A 15,724-nucleotide genomic window follows, 5' to 3' on the forward strand; every position below is an offset into this window, starting at 1 on the left:
AGGGTCGAAGCGGGCAGCTCGACGCAGCGCCGCCGGCGGCTCCTTAGTGGACCGCCGCGGAGAGATTCCAGCCCGCACCGGCCGGCGGATCGGACGCGAACAGCAGATTGACCGGATATGACGACCCGCCTTCGGGCATCGTGACGACGCTGACGTGCACGAAGCCTCGCGCCGGCACCGTGAACCGGCGCACGAGCGCGGGTTTCATCGCGTCGACCGGATGCAGCTGCACGACGTCATCGTCGATGAGCAGCGTGCCCGTCGCTCGGCCGCCGCGCGGTTCGAACCACAGCCCGACATCAGCGGGGCGATCGGTGGGGTTCAGCAGGTTGACGTCCGCGCTCTGTTTGACGCCGTAGTCGCCGCCGAGCACGTCGCCTTCGACGAGATTCGGCAGCGGCAGCTTGCCGATCGCCAGCGTCGTGGGCGCGTCACCGACCGTGTACGACTCGTCGTAGAAGAACTCCGGGATCTGGTAGATGCCGCGCGCGTGCTTGATCGCGCTCGAGAGCAGCGTATCGGAGATAGGCTCGATCGGCGACGCGTCGGCGGCTTGGACGACCACGGCCACGCGCAATCCTGGCCCGGTGATGACGCGCATCTGCATGATGCCGGCCACCAGGTTGCCCGCGGGCAGCTGCTGGTCCACGACGTTGATCGTCGCGCGCGGCGGCACCTCGAAGACCTCGCCCTCGCCCGCGGCCTCGCGCTGCAAGAAACGCATCGTCGAACCGTGGCCGACGCCGAGGATGTCCGTGTACGGACCGCCGATGCCCGCGATCATCTCCAGCAGGCTCGCGTCGGCGCCGGTGTTCTCCACCTTGACGAGCACGCGCCGCAATGGCGCGCCCGGCGGCGCGTAGTGGTAATAGAGCAGGCGCGCCGGCTTGTCGAAGGTGACGTCGCTGTAGAACAGCGTGCCGTCTTCGGTGATCGTCTCCGGATAATCCGAGACGAGGAGCAAGCGCGGAGCGAGCTGAGGCTGTGCGAGATTGGTCAGACGCACGGCCACGACGGTGTGGTAAGAGAAGTAGTTGTCGCCGCTCACGTCGATCGGCACGTGCACGATTCCGGTGTCATCGGGCTCCAGCTCGCGTGAGTCCTCGACCGCACCCGACGTGATGTGCGCGCCCGGTTGCGCATAGGTCACTTGGGTGGCCGCCTGCGCCGCCATGTCGGCGACGAACTGCGACGATGCCGGGTGCCCGGTGATGTTGATCGAGGTGAACGCGTCGGATCTGCCGGCCGAGATCTGCACCGCCACCTCGAGCGTCGCGGTCGTGCCGCCTTGGCTGGTCACCGTCACTTTCGTCGCGCCCGGATGCAACCCCCAAAGGTCGATGGTGCGCGCGACCGGGTTGAAGATCGCGCGCACGACGTTGTCGTCGAAGCCCGACAGCATGACGATGCCGCTCGGCGGCGAGAGCAGCCGGGCGGATGCGCTGTGGCCGAGCAGCACGCGCACGCTTGCGGGATTCACGCTGACGGGCGGCGGCGGGGGCGGCTGCGTCGACATGTACGTGCCCTGCGGCAACGGACTGCAGTCGACTGCGCCCGTTGCGCAGGGGCTGGGCGGATAGATGGGTTGCGGCCCGGCATTCGTCGCGCTGCCGGCAGGCGTGGGCGTCCCTATGACGCTGGAGCCGGGCTGTGGTGTCGGGGGCAGCGTCTGATCGCCGCGGGCACCACCCGGGCCGAGCGCGGCCACGGCCATCGCAAGCGCGAACGCGCCGCCGATAACGGCGGCGCGGAACGTCTGCGCGTGCGGCGCGCGGGTCACTTACGCGATTTGCTGGCGGGCCACCGCCGTGGCGAGCAGCGTCTTGTATCCGTGCGCCGGGAACAGCACCGTCACAAGATCGCGCTCGGCGCGCTCGACCGTGCCTTCACCGAACTTGGGATGCTGCACGATGTCTCCGATGCGGAATTCGCTGGCCGTGCGCGGCGTGTCGAACAGCTCGACGGTGCCGCCTTTGGCGAGCCGCGCGCGGCAATTGTCGCACGCGCCGCAGTTAGGCAGATCGTAGTCCTCCCCGAAATAATTGAGGATGAACTTGCGCCGGCAGCTGCGCGTCTCGCAGTACTGCAGGATCATCTGCAGCTTGCTCTGGTCGTACGAGCGCTTGGTCTCGTAGCTGGCGAGGTTGAGCGCCAGCCCCTTGCTCTGCTTGAGCAGCGGTGCCAGCCCGTACGTGGACTTCGTGACGTTCTGGATGAAGCCGCCCTTCTTGAGCAGCGCGAGGATCACTTTGAGCTTGGTCAGCGGCAGCTGCGAGATCTTGCGCAGGTCCGAGAGCGAAACGCCGTTGTCCTGGCTCTCGAAGTACTGCAGCGTGCCGAAGACCTTCTGCACCTCCTCGACGTCCGGATACTTGCCGGTGAGGAAATAGTTCTGCACGCGCGTGTCGCTTTGCCGGTATAGCAGCAGGCAGGTCGACTCCATGCCGTCGCGCCCCGCCCGGCCTGCCTCTTGCGTGTACGCTTCGACGCTGCCCGGCAGATCGTAGTGGATGACGAAGCGGATGTTGGGCTTATCGATGCCCAACCCGAACGCGTTGGTGGCCACCACGATCTTGACGTCCTCGTTCATGAAGCGGTCGTGGACGCGCTCGCGCTCGGCTTTTTGCAGTTTGCTGTGATAGACGTCGGCTTCGATGCCGAGCTCGGTTTTGCAGTACTCGGCGACCGCGTATGTGTTCTTGATCGTCGCGGTGTAGATGATGCCGAGCGCGCCGGCCAGCGGGCCGGTGAACTTGGCCTTGAGCACGCGCAGCTTGTCTGCTTCTGTGGCCGTACGCGCGACTTCGTACACGAGATTGGGGCGATCGAACCCGCGCACGATCGGCTTGGTGTGCGGTATGCCAAGCTGCGTGACGATGTCTTCGCGCACGGCGGGCGTGGCCGTCGCGGTGAGCGCGAGCACCGGCGGCTTGCCGAGCGCCGCGATCACCCGCCCTAAGTTCAGATACGCGGGCCGGAAATCGTGGCCCCACTGCGAGATGCAATGCGCCTCATCCACGACGAAGAGCGGAACGTGCAGGCGCTCGAGCACCTCGACAAAGCTCTCGTCCTCGAGCCGTTCGGGCGTCACGTAGATCAGCTTGAGGTTGCCTCGCGCGACGCGCTCGAGATGCGAGATCTCCTCTTCGTCGGAGAGCGTGCTGTTCAGGGCGATGGTGCTGCTGATGCCGGCCTCGGCCAGCATGTCGATCTGGTCCTTCATGAGCGCGATGAGCGGCGACACGACGACCGTCGTACCCGGCAGCAGCAGCGCCGGCAGCTGATAGCACAGCGATTTGCCCGCGCCGGTCGCCAAAATGGCAAGCGTATCCTTGCCCTCCAGCACGCGCCGGATGACTTCTTCTTGTCCAGGTTGGAAACGCTCGTAGCCGAAGTGCGTACGGAGCGCTTCGTGCAGGTCGAGATCGACCTTCATAAATCTGTGCCTCTGGAGCGGCCGGAGCGCCGGCCGTCGTCGCCGTGGGTGTCGCCGTGGATGACGAACTCCGGCCTCTTCTATATTGTTCGAGGTCCGGCGTGTCGGCGGATGTGCCGCCGAACCATTATATACCCGGATACCCGGGGACCAAAACTACTGTTTCAACAGCCGGCGCGGGACGTCCCGGCCCGTAGGTGAACCGCGGGCATGCCAGCGGCATATCGTCTAGTGTGGCCGCCTCAACAATACCATATGTGTCAAGGGAAATCGCGGAGAACGTGGACCAAGAACTCGTCCGGCGCTTGGCCGCTGACGACGCAGCGGCGCTCGAAGAAGTCTATCAGCGCTACGCGCCGAGGTGCAAGGGGATAGCGTTTCGCCTTCTGCGCGATGACGCGCGCGCCGAGGACGCCGTCCAGGAGGCGTTCCTCGCCCTCTGGCGCCATCGCCAGGGCTTGGTCGTCAGGACCGGAGGGATCAGCCCATGGCTGTACACGGTGACCCGCAACGCGGCGCTGGCGATCATGCGTTCCGAGTCGCGCCGAACCGCGCGCGAGGAGCGCGTTGAGGCTCCCGATCAGGCGCCGGATCCGCTCGCGGACGTCGTCTCCGCCGAGGACGCGCGCGGGGTGCGCGCCGCGCTCGCCGAGCTGCCGCCCGAACAGCGGACAGTGATCTCATGCGCGTACTTCGGGGCGATGACGCTTGCGCAGATCGCGCAGCGGACGGGCGCCCCCTTGGGAACCGTGAAGCGCCGCGCGCAGCTCGGTTTGTCGCGCCTGGGCCGAGCACTGAGGCCGCAAGCATCATGATCCAGCACCCACACGATCAGATAGAAGCATTTGCGCTGGGCAGCCTCGATGAGGACGATCAGCGCACCGTCTTGGAACATGCGGATGCCTGCCCGACCTGCGCCGTCCTGCTGGCCGATGCGATGGCCGGCGTCGGCGCGCTCGCCACGCTCGAATCGCCCCGGCCGGTGGACCGCGCGCTTGCGCGTCCGCTGGCTGCGCCGGTCGCGAGGCGGCGGATCGGCGCGCCGGCGTGGGTCGCCACCGCTGCGCTCGCGGCCTGTCTTGCGCTGCTGTTCTGGAACGTGCGGCTGCGCGACGACGCGCTCACCGTGCCGGTCGGCGCGCTCGTCCACAGCCACTTCGTCCACCATCCGATGGCCGGCGGCCCGCAAAGCGCCGGCAGCGCCAAGGTCTTGCAAGCGCCGGACGGTCATTGGATCTACGTCGTCGCCGACGGGCTGACGCCGCACGGCCGTTACGCGTTGTGGGAGACGCGCAGCGGTGCGACGCAAAAGGTCGCCGAGCTGACGGCCGATGACCGTGGGCAGGCTGCTCGCTATGTCGAACAGCCGCAGGGCGCGATCGAGGCAGTCGTCCTCTCGCCCGGCGACAAGCCGTTTACGGACGCGGGCGCACTTCGCTGGCCATGACGGTCTAGGAATGCGCGAACAGCCGAACGAAAGCGGCTGATGTGCCCGACACCGCCTCTCCCGCACCCCTGACGCTGTATCGCAAACATCGTCCCGCGGCCTTCGACGAACTCGTCGGGCAGCCGGCCGTGGTACAGGGCCTGACCGCCGCGGTCAAATCCGGCCGCGTCGCGCACGCCTATCTGTTCTCGGGTCCGCGGGGCACCGGCAAGACCTCGGCCGCGCGCATCCTCGCCAAGTGTCTCAATTGCCTGACCAACGGCCCGCGGCCGGACCCGTGCGGAGTCTGCGAAGCCTGCACCTCGATCGCGGCTGGAACGGCCTTTGACGTCGTCGAGATCGACGCTGCCAGCAATCGCGGCATCAACGAGATCCGCGAGCTTCGGGACCGCGTCCAGTTCGCGCCTTCGCAGTTCCGCAAGAAGGTCTACATCATCGACGAGGTCCACATGCTGACCTCCGAAGCGTTCAACGCGCTGCTCAAGACGTTGGAGGAACCGCCGGAGTACGTCGTCTTCGTGCTGGCGACGACCGAACTGCATCGCGTTCCGGCGACGATTCTTTCGCGCTGCCAGCGCTACGAGTTCCGGCGCATGACCCCGCCGGTCATCGCCGCGCGCCTCCAAGAGGTCGCCAAGCGCGAAAAGATCGCGCTCGACGAGATCGCGGCGCGACGCATCGCCCACCTCGCAGACGGCGCGCTGCGCGATGCGCTTGTCATGCTCGAGCAGGCGCGCGGTTTCGCCGGTGGACAGGCGATCGACGCTCGCGTGCTCGATGCGGCCTTCGGCGAGTCGCACAAAGACGTCATCGACCGGCTGGTGGACGCGATCATCGCTTCCGACGCCGCGGCGGCGCTGCAGACGATCGCCGATGCGAGCGCCCAGGGGGTGGACCCGGGCTGGCTTTCCAGAGAGCTGCTGCATTGGTTCAGATTGGCGCTCTTGGCCCGCACTAGCCGCGAGGTGCTCGAACAAGAAGCCCCGCCGGATGAAGCGCAGGCGGTGGCCGCGCGCGCGCAGGAGCTGACCAAGACCAGGATCATGACCGCGTTGCGCGTGCTCTCGGATACAGTCGCACAACGCTGGTCGACGCAGCCGCGCATCGATCTGGAACTCGCGCTCGCGCGCATCATCATGCCGGCCGACGAGATGACGCTGCAAAGCCTCTCCGACCGCCTGCGCGCGCTCGAGGAGCGCGCCGGGGGTGCCGGACCCGCACCGGGCGGCGCTCCCGCGCCCGCTGGTGCGGCTCGTAAACCGCGTGCGGCGGCAACCGCGTCAAAAGCGCTTGAAAACGAAGCGCAGGCGCCGCCGCTCTCTTCGGCGCCCGCGTCTGCGGCCGTCGCCTCGGCGCCGGCAGCGACCGGTTCGCTCACGCCCACTCGGCTCGCGGCGATGTGGCATCTGGTCATGACCGCGGTGCGTGAAAGGTCGAACACCGTCTTCGCATACCTGCAGCACGCGGCCGTCGCGGACGCGAACGACGAAACCGTCACGCTGTCCGTGACGAAGAAGCATTTCCTCGAAAGCCTCAGCGACCCGCCGACGAGCGCGCTGATCGCGAGCGCGATCGAACACGTCAGCGGGATACGGCCGCGCATCGCGCTGGTGCTGGGCAGCGCTCCGGCGCGCCAAGCGCAGCAAAAAGCCGAGAGCAGCACGGGCTTCGCGCTCGCTGAATCCGTCCTCGGCGGAGAACTGATCTAGCATGAACCCCAATCTGCTCAAACAGGCGCGCCAGCTGCAGCAGCAGCTCGCCAAGATCCAAGAAGAGCTCGGCAACGAGACCGTCACCGGCAGCGCCGGCTCGGGCGCGGTGCTCGTGACGTTGGACGGCCACGGCCAGCTGCGCAGCGTGAAGATCGACAAGGCGGCGGTCGATCCGCAGGACGTGGAGACGCTCGAAGACCTGGTCGGCATCGCGTTCAAAGACGCGCAGGCCAAAGTGAGCGAGCTCTCGCGCACCCGCATGGGCCCGCTGGCCGGCGGCCTGGGCATTCCCGGGTTCTGACCCCACGGCATTGGATCATCTCGCTGGACCGCTCTCCACGCTGATCGGTGAGCTTGAGAAGCTTCCGACCGTCGGTCCGAAGACCGCGGCGCGCTTGGCGTTCTACCTGTTATCGTCGAGCCGGCAAGACGCGCAAGCCTTGGCGGACGCGATCGTCGCGGTCAAGGACAAGGTCAAGTTCTGCAAGCGCTGTTTCAGCTTGACCGAGAGCGACGAGTGCTCGATCTGCGCCGACCCGCGGCGCGATACGTCGCTTATATGCGTCGTCGGCGAGGCCAAGGACGTCTATGCGGTCGAGCGCGCGATGACGTTCAACGGCCGCTATCACGTGCTGGGCGGACTCATCTCGCCGATGGAGGGCATCGGCGTCGGACAACTCCACGTCAAGGAACTGCTCGACCGGCTCGGCCCCGAAGGCGTCAAGGAAGTCATCATTGCGACCAATCCTAACGCCGAAGGAGAGTCCACGGCGCTGTATCTGCATAGGCTCATCGAGCCCGCAGGCGTCAAGGTGACACGCCTGGCGTACGGGTTGCCGATCGGCGGCGAACTGGATTATGCGGATGAGACGACCTTAGCGCGCGCGCTGGAGGGACGCCGCACGCTCTAGGCTCAGCTCGGCAGGGCGCTATCTTATGACGATGGCTTCTTGCGCAGGCGTTCGATGAAATCGACCGCGACGTTCTTCGCCCGTTCGACCGCCTCGCGATAGAGCGCGCCGATCTTCTCGGGCGCCATCCGGTTGCCGGTCTCGTAGTAGAAGGTAGCCGCCTGGCCGATGACCAGCGTCCCCGCGTACGCGATGCCCGCTTTGATGACCGGCCCGGCGAACGGGATGAAGCCAGACGCCTCGCGCGCCAACGCTCGCCAGCCGTACCCGCCGCCGATGACCGGCATAAGCTCGGCGATGCGCGCGAACTCCGCTTTCTTGCCGAACGCCGCCGCGATGCGCAGCAGCATGTTGACCTGCATGCCCGTGATCACGATCGTGTCCCCGGCCGAAGCGATGCTGCCGAGGAGCAGTCCCAACACGGGGATGTGGTCGACGAGCGCGGATGCGCCGGCCACCTGAAGGCTTTGCAGCGCGCAGTCGACGGTGATCTTGGCCGCGACGCTCGGCCGGAAGATCGGCAGCTTGGCGGCGAGCGAGATCTCGACGTCGCGGCATGCGGTGACGATATCGGGGAGCACGTGTCTGCCGAGTTCGAGCGCGTCGAGCGCGCTGACGTAGTAGCGAGCCGGCCTGCCCGGAGCGGGCTTGTGCGCAGGCGATCCGGTCGTCCGGCTTTGAGGCGCCCCCGCGCCCAGCAGCGGCCGGTCGATGACGAACACCGGCAGCGACGAGGACTCGAAATGTGCGAGCGCCTCTTCGGGCACGCTGCCGCTGCTCGGGCAGAACACGATCGCCCGGCTCGCACTGTCGGCGACCATCCAGCCGGGCGCCTCGTCGAGCGGCGCAAGCACCGAACCGCGTGCCGTCCGTTCTGGATCCAAGACGTCGGCCAGCTCGCCCGCCCCGTCGCCGGCAAGCAGCAGCCGCACCGGGCGGGCCGCCTGCGCATCGAGCACGCTGAGGTTGATGCGGTCGCGGAACTGGCTCACCCAGGCGGCGAGTTGGGCGCCGGGCGTGTCCGAACCGGGGATCGCGGGGACGTCGGAAGGCATACGCGTATCTACCGTACCCACGACGGCGCGACCTTGTGACAAAAGAAAAGCCCCGGCCTCAAGAGGCCGGGGCTACGAGATCGGTGCTCGCACCTACTCCGTCGGTTTTTCCGCGTACCCCTCGTACCATAGACCGAGGGTCACTTCAAGCGACTCGGGCGCGAACTGCTTCGACAAGGCGAGGTCGATGAACGCCTTGTTCGCCTGGCGCTGCTCGTTGATGACGTTGGTGACCGGCACGCGCTCTTCGGCGGCGAGCCACGATGCGACGGCGACGTCGCCGGCCGACATGCCGAGCTGCTGCGTCTGGTTGAAGGTGGGCGCGTCGATGCCTAAGCGCGCGTGGATGGCCTGCGCGAAGCTGTCGTAGCGCACCTCCGGGTAGGAAGTGCCCAGCATCGTGATCTGCGCCTGTTCCTGGCGCGACTGAGCAGCGAAGTACAGCGCATGCGCCTTCTCGGAGGCATCGGCCGCGACGTCGAGCTGGGCGATCGCCGCCGCCGCCAGCGGTTTGAGCTCTGCCGCGGTGCTCGGCGAGATGTCGCCGCCGAAGTCGAGCTGGGCGCGCGAGAGCTTCTTGAAATACGCATCCAGCGCGGGCACGCCTTGCCATGCGAGCGCCGTCGCCCCGCGGCTCGCGGTGACCGCGGTGAGCGAGTCGTTGGACGACTGGTTGAGCTGCGCGATCAGACTATTGTAGTAGGGGAAGTTGCGCAGCGCCTCGCCGGTCGGCGCGGTCTGGTGCAAGGGCGCGTCCATCTCGTTGAGCGTGCTGACGATGTCCCTCGACAGATCCGAAGCGTTCTGCGTGATGTACTCGCCCTTGGCGAGGACAAGATCGATATCTTTGCCCATGTGCTCGAGGTCGAACAGCACGCCTTCAAGCCGGCTGCCCGGACGGATATCGATGCCCGACAGATCGGGGATCTCGTAGGACAGCTCTTCGAGCCGCTGGTCGTAGTTGTGCAGATCGATGCGCTCCAGCCGCGCACGCTCGAGAATCGCTTGTTGGTTGTTGTGCACGTTGATCTGAGCGTTGCCGATGGCAGCGCGCAGCGGGTCAAGATTCTTCGTGAGCAGAGGCTTGGGCGGCACGTCCGCGGCCATCATCGCCAGTTCGTGCTGCGCCGCAGCGGTGCCGGCTTCGGTCTGATGGTTCTTGGCGACCTGGGTCAACGCGCTCTGGCTCTGATCGAAGCTGCCCAACGCCAATTCGTCCTGGCCCTTGTTCAGCAGCGCGAGGTCGTTGTTCGGATCGGCTTTGAGCACGTCATTGAACTTGCCCAGCGAATAGGCGTAGCGGCCTTCGCCCTCGTCGTGGATCGCCTCAGCGAGCGTCTGTTGCGTGTCGCTCTTCGCGAGCTGCGGATAGCCTTGGAGATGCGCGACGCGTGCTTCCGACTCGGGATGATCCTCGAAATACTTGTTGAGGACGTCGGTGTCCCCGCCCTCTTCCTTGCCGAGCCTATCCATGAACGACACCATCGCGTTCGGATCGTAACCGGCGCGGCTCATGAGCATGAGGCCGTATTGGTCGGCCTGCAGCTCGTCTTGACGCGAGATCTTCTCGATCGCGGCTTCGCCGATCAGCCCCCCGAAGCGATACGCGACCACCGAGAAGATCGAGAGGATGCCGACCAGCAGGTTGATCGCCTGCGCCTTCGCGGGCAGCGTGACGACGTGGCGGCGCTCGACGTGGCCCATCTCGTGGCCCATGACGCCGGCGAGTTCGTCGTCGGAGTTGACGAAGTTGAGCAGTCCGAAGTTGACGTAGATGAAGCCGCCGGGCAGCGAGAACGCGTTGATGTCATCGGTGTCGATGATCTTGAACGTGTAGTCGATATCGGGCCGGGCGCGCTCGCGCTTGAGGTTGTCCGCGATCGTCTGGACCCAGTTGTTGAGCACCGGATCGTTGACGATGGCGTTCTCGGCGTCGATATGCTTGACTTCGTCCTGGCCTTGCCGGATCTCGGCCTGCGTCGAAACCGCGGCCGCCGGGAGGGGGACGCTCGTCAGCGACAGGACCGCCAGCATTGTGCCGGCAAAGGCGCGCTTCCAAATCTTCATGGACTAAGCTCCGTAAGAGGGGTACGCTACTTTGCGACGGGCCGCGGTCGGGCACCTTCGGGCCGACGCGTCCGACCGCGGCGCGCCGTCCACAAAGCGTTCACAGTCCCTTCACAGTGTTGTCCACAAGGGAATCGCATCGTGCCAAGTAACGTAGAGCCGCAAGCGGCTCGGGACGCTTTTCAGGTTGGCCGGAGCGGCATTATCCGGCCGGAGTGACGGCTTTTGCAGATCAAGGGCACGAAATCGGGGTTGCTGCTGCACCTCAACGAGCGGCCGCTTTCGGCCGCCGTGTCGCAGTTGCGCGACCGCTTGCTCGCCCAACCCGGTTTCTACCAGGGAAGCCGCGCCGTGCTCATGCTCGGTTCGCTGCCGGCCGAAAGCGCCGAGCTTGCGGCCATCATCGCTACCCTTGAGCAGTTCGGAATCGTCGCCGACGGCGCCGTGTGCGACACGGACGAGGTGGCCCGGCTGGCCAAATCGGCGGGCTTGCGGTTGGTGGGTGCGAGCATAGCGGCGTCGCCACGTGCGCGCGACGACCGCACCGAGCACAAGGCCAGCGAGCGCGGCTCGGCCGAACGCGCGTCGAAAAAGGCCCGCAACGGCCAGGCCACCGAGGCCGGCGAGACGCTGTATCATAAAGGCACCGTGCGCTCGGGGCAAAACATATCGTCGCGCGGCAATATCGTGATCATCGGCGACGTCAACGCGGGCGGCGAGCTCGTCGCCGCGGGCGACATCGTCGTGTGGGGCGCGTTGCGCGGCATGGCGCATGCCGGTGCGGAAGGCGACGAAACCGCAAAGGTCTTCGCCTTGCGCCTCGAACCGATGCAACTGCGCATCGCGACCAAGGTGGCGGTCGCGCCGGACGAACGGCGCAAGAAGTCCGCGTCGCCGGAGATCGCCCGGCTGCGCGAGGGCGGCATCGTGACCGAGGCCGCGCTGGAGCCGGGGAGGGGATAGGGGATTGGCTGGAACCGTTTACGTGGTCACCTCGGGCAAAGGCGGCGTGGGCAAGACGACCACCACCGCAAACCTTGGCGGCGCCTTTGCCAAGCTCGGGCTCAAAGTAGCGCTCGTCGACGCGGACATCGGCCTGCGCAATCTCGACCTCGTGCTCGGGCTCGAGAAACGCATCGTCTACGATTTGGTCGATCTCGTCGAAGGGCGTTGCCAATCGCGCCAAGCCCTCATCAAGGACCGGCGTTTCGACGATCTGTATTTGCTGCCGGCGTCACAGGTCAAAGACAAAGAATCGGTCAGCGAGGATCAGATGCGCATCGCGATGCGCAAGCTCGCGGTCGACTTCGACGTCGTGCTCGTCGACTGCCCGGCCGGCATCGAGCACGGCTTCCGCAACGCGGTCGCCGGCGCGGATCAAGCGCTCGTGGTGACCACGCCCGAGGTCTCCGCGATCCGCGACGCGGATCGCATCCTGGGGATGCTGGGCAGCCGTCGTGCGCGCCTGATCGTCAATCGCGTGCGGCCGGAGATGGTGCGCAGCGGCGACATGCTCAGCATCGATGACGTCAAGGAGATCCTCGGCCGCGAGATCGTCGGCGTCGTCCCCGACGACGAGGAGATCATCGACACGACCAACCGCGGCGAGCCGGTCGTGCTCGACGGCGCGCGCAGGCTCGGGCGCATCTATACCGCCATCGCCCGGCGCCTGCTGGGCGAGGACGTGCCGTTCACGAACCTCGCCGACGACGGGCTGCTCGTGCGGCTGCGCCGGCTCATGATCGGATCGTGAGGACGATGGACACGCAAGAGAACGACGCCAGCCGCCCGAGCGCCGCATTGACGGTGGAAGAGGCGATCGCCGCCGCGGCCATGCCCGCCGCTGCGACCGACAGCGCCAGCGCAGTCGCCGCGCGCAGTCCGGGCAAGCCGCCCCAGGCGCTGGGACGCACGATCGTGATCACCTCCGGCAAGGGCGGCGTCGGCAAGACGACGACGACCGCGAACTTAGGCACCGGTCTCGCGGAAGCCGGAAAGAATGTCGTGGTCGTCGACGCCGACGTCGGCTTGCGCAACCTTGACGTGGTGCTCGGGCTCGAGAACCGCGTGCATAAGCATCTGCTCGACGTCATCGAGGACAAGTGCTCGCTCGACGATGCGTTGGTGCGCGATCGCGTGCGCCGCAGCTTGTACCTGCTGCCGGCGGCGCAAAACCGTGAGAAGGACGACGTGCCGACCGAGGCGATGGCCGCGCTCATGCAGACATTGGCTGCGCGCTTCGACTTCGTGCTGATCGACAGCCCGGCCGGCATCGAGAAGGGCTTTCGCAACGCCGTCGTCGGCGCGAAGGAAGCGATCATCGTGACGACGCCTGAGGTGTCGGCGGTGCGCGATGCGGACCGCATCATCGGCCTGCTGCCGCCCGACGTCGAGGCGCGGCTCATCGTCAATCGCGTGCGCCCGGCGCTGGTCAAGAAGGGCACGATGATGAGCGTCAACGATGTGGTGGACATCTTGCGCCTCGAGCTCGTCGGCGTCGTCCCCGACGAGAAAGAGATCATCATCGCGACCAACCGGGGGACGCCGGTCATCGACATCGACGGATCTCAGACGGGCGCGGCGTTTCGACGCATCGTCCGGCGGCTGCTGGGAGATACGGTCGCCATCCCATCATTCCAAGCGCCCGAGGGATTCGTCTCGCGCTTGAAGTCGACGCTCGGCTTGGGCAAGCCATAGGCCGCGGGGGAAAAACGGCAATGTTGGACTTTATCAACAAGTTCTTCCGGCGAGAAGAGGCGAGCAAGACGCAAGCCAAGGAGCGGTTGCGTCTGGTGCTCATGTCGGATCGCGTGTCGCTGGCGCCCGATGTCTTCGACTCGATGAAGACCGAGATGCTGGGCGTGGTGCGCCGCTATCTCGACATCGACGAGCGTGGCCTCGACGTCCATTTCGAGAACGCCGAGCGCCAGTTCATGCTGCTCGCCAACATCCCGGTGCTCAAGGTGCGCCCGCTCGCGGAGAGCGGCAACGGCGCAGCCGCCGCCGATGGCACCAACGGCGCAAACGGAGCCAATGGCGGGTTCCTGTTCGAGGCCTCGGGCACGCCGCCGCGCTCACGCCGGCGCAAACGCCGGCGCAAACACCATCCTCAAGACCAAGGCCCGCAGCCGCCCGGAGAACCGCCGCAGTAGCGCGCTCACGGCTCATCGAAGGCTCGGCTCCCATGCTCGAGCGTCCGTGGTATCTATCCTTTAACTATCCGCTCGCCGCGTCCGCGATCGCGCTCGGCGCCTTCGGCTTGGTCGTCATCAAGAGCGCCACGCTGCACGAGCAGGGCGGCCACAGCGACTTCATGCACCAGGCGGTCTACCTGGCGCTCGGCGTCATCGCCATGCTGGCGCTCGCGTTCATCGACTATCACATCTGGCAGCGGCTCGCCTGGCCCATCTACATCGTCGACATCCTGATGCTCGCGGCCGTCGCGTTGGCGGGCCATCAGGCGCTCGGCGCGCAGCGCTGGATCGGGGTCGGACCATTCGTGTTCCAACCGTCCGAGCCGGCCAAGCTGTTCACTATCCTCGCGCTGGGCGCAGTGCTCGCCGATCCGCGCCGCAGCTGGTCGCGCCTGCGCGATCTGTGGCTGCCGCTCGTGATCGTCGCCATCCCAGCCGCGCTCGTGATGAAGCAGCCGGACCTCGGCACCGCGCTCGTCCTCATGGCGATCTTGAGCGCGATGCTGTTCTTCGCATTGCCGAATCTGCTGCACTTCGCGGCGTATGCGGCGACCGTCACCGCGGCGGGCGCGATCGCCGTGATGACGCCTTACTTCTTAAGAGGCTACCAGCGCCAGCGGCTGTTGGTGTTCTTGGACCCCAAGCATGATCCGCAAGGAGCGGGCTGGAGCCTCATCCAGTCCAAGATCGCGGTCGGTTCAGGCGAGCTGACCGGCAAGGGGTTGTATCACGGAACGCAGACCCAGCTCGGCTTCGTGCCCGAGCATGCGACCGATTTCATCTTCGCGGTGATCGGCGAAGAGCTGGGGTTTCTCGGTGCGATGCTCTTGCTCGGGCTCTACGCTGTGCTGCTGGGTACGGGAACGCTCGCGGTGAGCGCCGCGCGCGACAAGTTCGGCGTGCTGGTCGCCGCCGGGATCATCGCGATGTTCGCCTTCCATATCCTGGTGAACATCGGCATGACGGTGGGCATCATGCCGGTCACCGGCATCCCGCTGCCCTTTATCTCCTACGGCGGCTCCAGCCTGATCACGTGCTTCATGGCGGTGGGCATCCTGCTCAACATCCACCTGCAGCGCGACAAGATGCAGTTCGACTAGTCCTCGCTACGGACCGAACGCGACGCCTGTCGCTGCCCCAGTCCCGCCGACCAGAGGCACGCTCACCGCAACCGCTGAGGCGGCCGAAAACGGCGGCGAATACTCGTTCACGTGCTGGTTGAAATCGGGCACCCATAGGTTGCCGCTCGAATCGAACGCCGGGAACGCCCCGATGGCGCTGCCGAACGAGAACGCGGGCGTTTCGCCGTTGGTGAACGGCGGGTGGAAAACTGCGATGCCGCCCGGCGCCTGCTCGATCGCAGCGTAGAGGTTGCCGGCGCTGTCAAAAGCGACGCCTTGGCCAGGACCCGCGAGCGGGATCGTCGCGAACGGCATGCTGGTGATGGTCAGCGGCGTGTTGTAGACGAGCACGTTATGCGAGGCCTCCTGACCGACCGCCATGTGTCCTGCTCCGTCGAAAGCTGTGCCGGTCGCGTCGGTCAAGCCGTTGGCGTTGGTCAGCGTGAGGGCGGGGACGGACGAGCTCGTGAACGGCGCGGAATATTCGTACAGGTGACTGGCTGCTCCGCTCCGGTCGCCGATCCAGATGTCGCCAGCTGGGTCGAGCGAGAGCGTGTACGGGTTCTCCAGCGGGCCTGTCCCGCCGAGAGGCATCTGTTGGACCGCCACAGAAATACACCGTAAGCCGGGCCATAATGCCGGAGGCCCAAAGCGCGACCCGTTGCACACCTGGCGCCGCACAGTCCCAATGTTAGAGGACGCCGCCAGAGAGAAAAGTTTTCGAAGCCCTCTCGCACACGCAACGACTCACCGCGACGAAGCTCCTCCGGCCGCTCCCACG

At 66.4% G+C, this 15,724-nt stretch carries 15 protein-coding genes; 10 read left to right on the forward strand and 5 right to left on the reverse strand.

What is annotated here, in order from left to right; translation table 11 throughout:
* Positions 1-43 precede the first annotated feature (43 nt).
* Together VKF82_10120 and VKF82_10125 are read right to left on the reverse strand one after the other, a co-directional pair.
* Positions 44-1,780 (reverse strand): hypothetical protein, encoded by a 1,737-nt coding sequence (locus VKF82_10120; GenBank protein HME82421.1) that lies wholly within the window; start codon positions 1,778-1,780, stop codon positions 44-46.
* Positions 1,781-3,436, reverse strand: a complete 1,656-nt coding sequence (locus VKF82_10125) for a RecQ family ATP-dependent DNA helicase (GenBank protein ID HME82422.1) — start codon at positions 3,434-3,436, stop codon at positions 1,781-1,783.
* A gap of 281 nt (positions 3,437-3,717) precedes the next feature.
* Between VKF82_10125 and VKF82_10130 the strand changes: the two genes are divergently transcribed.
* Genes VKF82_10130 through recR form a run of 5 tightly spaced genes read left to right on the forward strand, consistent with a single transcriptional unit; the run spans position 3,718 to position 7,506 of the window.
* Positions 3,718-4,251 carry a sigma-70 family RNA polymerase sigma factor gene (locus VKF82_10130; protein HME82423.1) on the forward strand — a complete coding sequence of 178 codons (534 nt, stop codon included), beginning with the start codon at positions 3,718-3,720 and terminating at the stop codon, positions 4,249-4,251.
* Positions 4,248-4,883 (forward strand): hypothetical protein, encoded by a 636-nt coding sequence (locus VKF82_10135; protein HME82424.1) that lies wholly within the window; start codon positions 4,248-4,250, stop codon positions 4,881-4,883. Before VKF82_10130 ends, VKF82_10135 begins: the two co-directional genes overlap by 4 nt.
* A 41-nt stretch (positions 4,884-4,924) precedes the next feature.
* A complete protein-coding gene (gene dnaX, locus VKF82_10140; GenBank protein ID HME82425.1) occupies positions 4,925-6,592 on the forward strand; it encodes a DNA polymerase III subunit gamma/tau in 1,668 nt (555 codons plus the stop codon).
* Between the two features lies 1 nt (position 6,593).
* Positions 6,594-6,896: a YbaB/EbfC family nucleoid-associated protein gene (locus VKF82_10145; GenBank protein HME82426.1), complete on the forward strand. Its 303-nt coding sequence runs from the start codon at positions 6,594-6,596 to the stop codon at positions 6,894-6,896.
* Positions 6,897-6,906: 10 nt separating this feature from the next.
* A complete protein-coding gene (gene recR / locus VKF82_10150) occupies positions 6,907-7,506 on the forward strand; it encodes a recombination mediator RecR (GenBank protein ID HME82427.1) in 600 nt (199 codons plus the stop codon).
* Positions 7,507-7,529: 23 nt separating this feature from the next.
* Here recR and VKF82_10155 read toward each other — a convergent pair whose 3' ends face one another.
* Both VKF82_10155 and VKF82_10160 read right to left on the reverse strand, forming a co-directional pair.
* The gene (locus VKF82_10155; GenBank protein ID HME82428.1) at positions 7,530-8,561 is read right to left on the reverse strand and encodes a hypothetical protein; all 1,032 of its coding nucleotides are present in this window, start codon (positions 8,559-8,561) and stop codon (positions 7,530-7,532) included.
* 93 nt (positions 8,562-8,654) lie between these two features.
* Positions 8,655-10,628, reverse strand: coding sequence for a M48 family metallopeptidase (locus VKF82_10160; protein HME82429.1), 1,974 nt, complete (start codon positions 10,626-10,628; stop codon positions 8,655-8,657).
* A 225-nt stretch (positions 10,629-10,853) separates the two neighbouring features.
* Between VKF82_10160 and minC the strand changes: the two genes are divergently transcribed.
* From minC to rodA, 5 genes are read left to right on the forward strand one after another with little or no spacing between them, the layout of a single operon-like run.
* Entirely contained in the window at positions 10,854-11,591 is a 738-nt protein-coding gene (gene minC, locus VKF82_10165) for a septum site-determining protein MinC (GenBank protein HME82430.1), read from the forward strand.
* Positions 11,592-11,595: 4 nt separating this feature from the next.
* The gene (gene minD, locus VKF82_10170) at positions 11,596-12,381 is read left to right on the forward strand and encodes a septum site-determining protein MinD (GenBank protein ID HME82431.1); all 786 of its coding nucleotides are present in this window, start codon (positions 11,596-11,598) and stop codon (positions 12,379-12,381) included.
* 5 nt (positions 12,382-12,386) lie between these two features.
* Entirely contained in the window at positions 12,387-13,325 is a 939-nt protein-coding gene (gene minD, locus VKF82_10175; GenBank protein HME82432.1) for a septum site-determining protein MinD, read from the forward strand.
* Positions 13,326-13,345: 20 nt separating this feature from the next.
* Complete coding sequence (gene minE, locus VKF82_10180; protein HME82433.1) at positions 13,346-13,780, forward strand: cell division topological specificity factor MinE; 435 nt, start codon at positions 13,346-13,348, stop codon at positions 13,778-13,780.
* Positions 13,781-13,812: 32 nt separating this feature from the next.
* Positions 13,813-14,922: a rod shape-determining protein RodA gene (gene rodA, locus VKF82_10185; GenBank protein ID HME82434.1), complete on the forward strand. Its 1,110-nt coding sequence runs from the start codon at positions 13,813-13,815 to the stop codon at positions 14,920-14,922.
* 6 nt (positions 14,923-14,928) lie between these two features.
* On the opposite strand, the gene VKF82_10190 is transcribed toward rodA, so the two are convergent.
* On the reverse strand, positions 14,929-15,537 hold the full coding sequence (locus VKF82_10190) for a hypothetical protein (protein ID HME82435.1): 609 nt from the start codon (positions 15,535-15,537) through the stop codon (positions 14,929-14,931).
* Positions 15,538-15,724: the final 187 nt, after the last annotated feature.

The organism is Candidatus Eremiobacteraceae bacterium (assembly GCA_035314825.1).
Taxonomy (GTDB): Bacteria; Vulcanimicrobiota; Vulcanimicrobiia; order Eremiobacterales; family Eremiobacteraceae; genus JAFAHD01.

Bases quoted from the DNA above. Each gene is read 5' to 3' on its own strand.
- VKF82_10125 (HME82422.1), bottom strand. From the start codon at position 3,436: ATGAAGGTCGATCTCGACCTGCACGAAGCGCTCCGTACGCACTTCGGC.
- VKF82_10135 (HME82424.1), top strand. From the start codon at position 4,248: ATGATCCAGCACCCACACGATCAGATAGAAGCATTTGCGCTGGGCAGC.
- VKF82_10145 (HME82426.1), top strand. From the start codon at position 6,594: ATGAACCCCAATCTGCTCAAACAGGCGCGCCAGCTGCAGCAGCAGCTC.
- VKF82_10155 (HME82428.1), bottom strand. From the start codon at position 8,561: ATGCCTTCCGACGTCCCCGCGATCCCCGGTTCGGACACGCCCGGCGCC.
- VKF82_10160 (HME82429.1), bottom strand. From the start codon at position 10,628: ATGAAGATTTGGAAGCGCGCCTTTGCCGGCACAATGCTGGCGGTCCTG.
- minD (HME82432.1), top strand. From the start codon at position 12,387: ATGGACACGCAAGAGAACGACGCCAGCCGCCCGAGCGCCGCATTGACG.
- minE (HME82433.1), top strand. From the start codon at position 13,346: ATGTTGGACTTTATCAACAAGTTCTTCCGGCGAGAAGAGGCGAGCAAG.
- rodA (HME82434.1), top strand. From the start codon at position 13,813: ATGCTCGAGCGTCCGTGGTATCTATCCTTTAACTATCCGCTCGCCGCG.
- VKF82_10190 (HME82435.1), bottom strand. From the start codon at position 15,537: ATGCCTCTCGGCGGGACAGGCCCGCTGGAGAACCCGTACACGCTCTCG.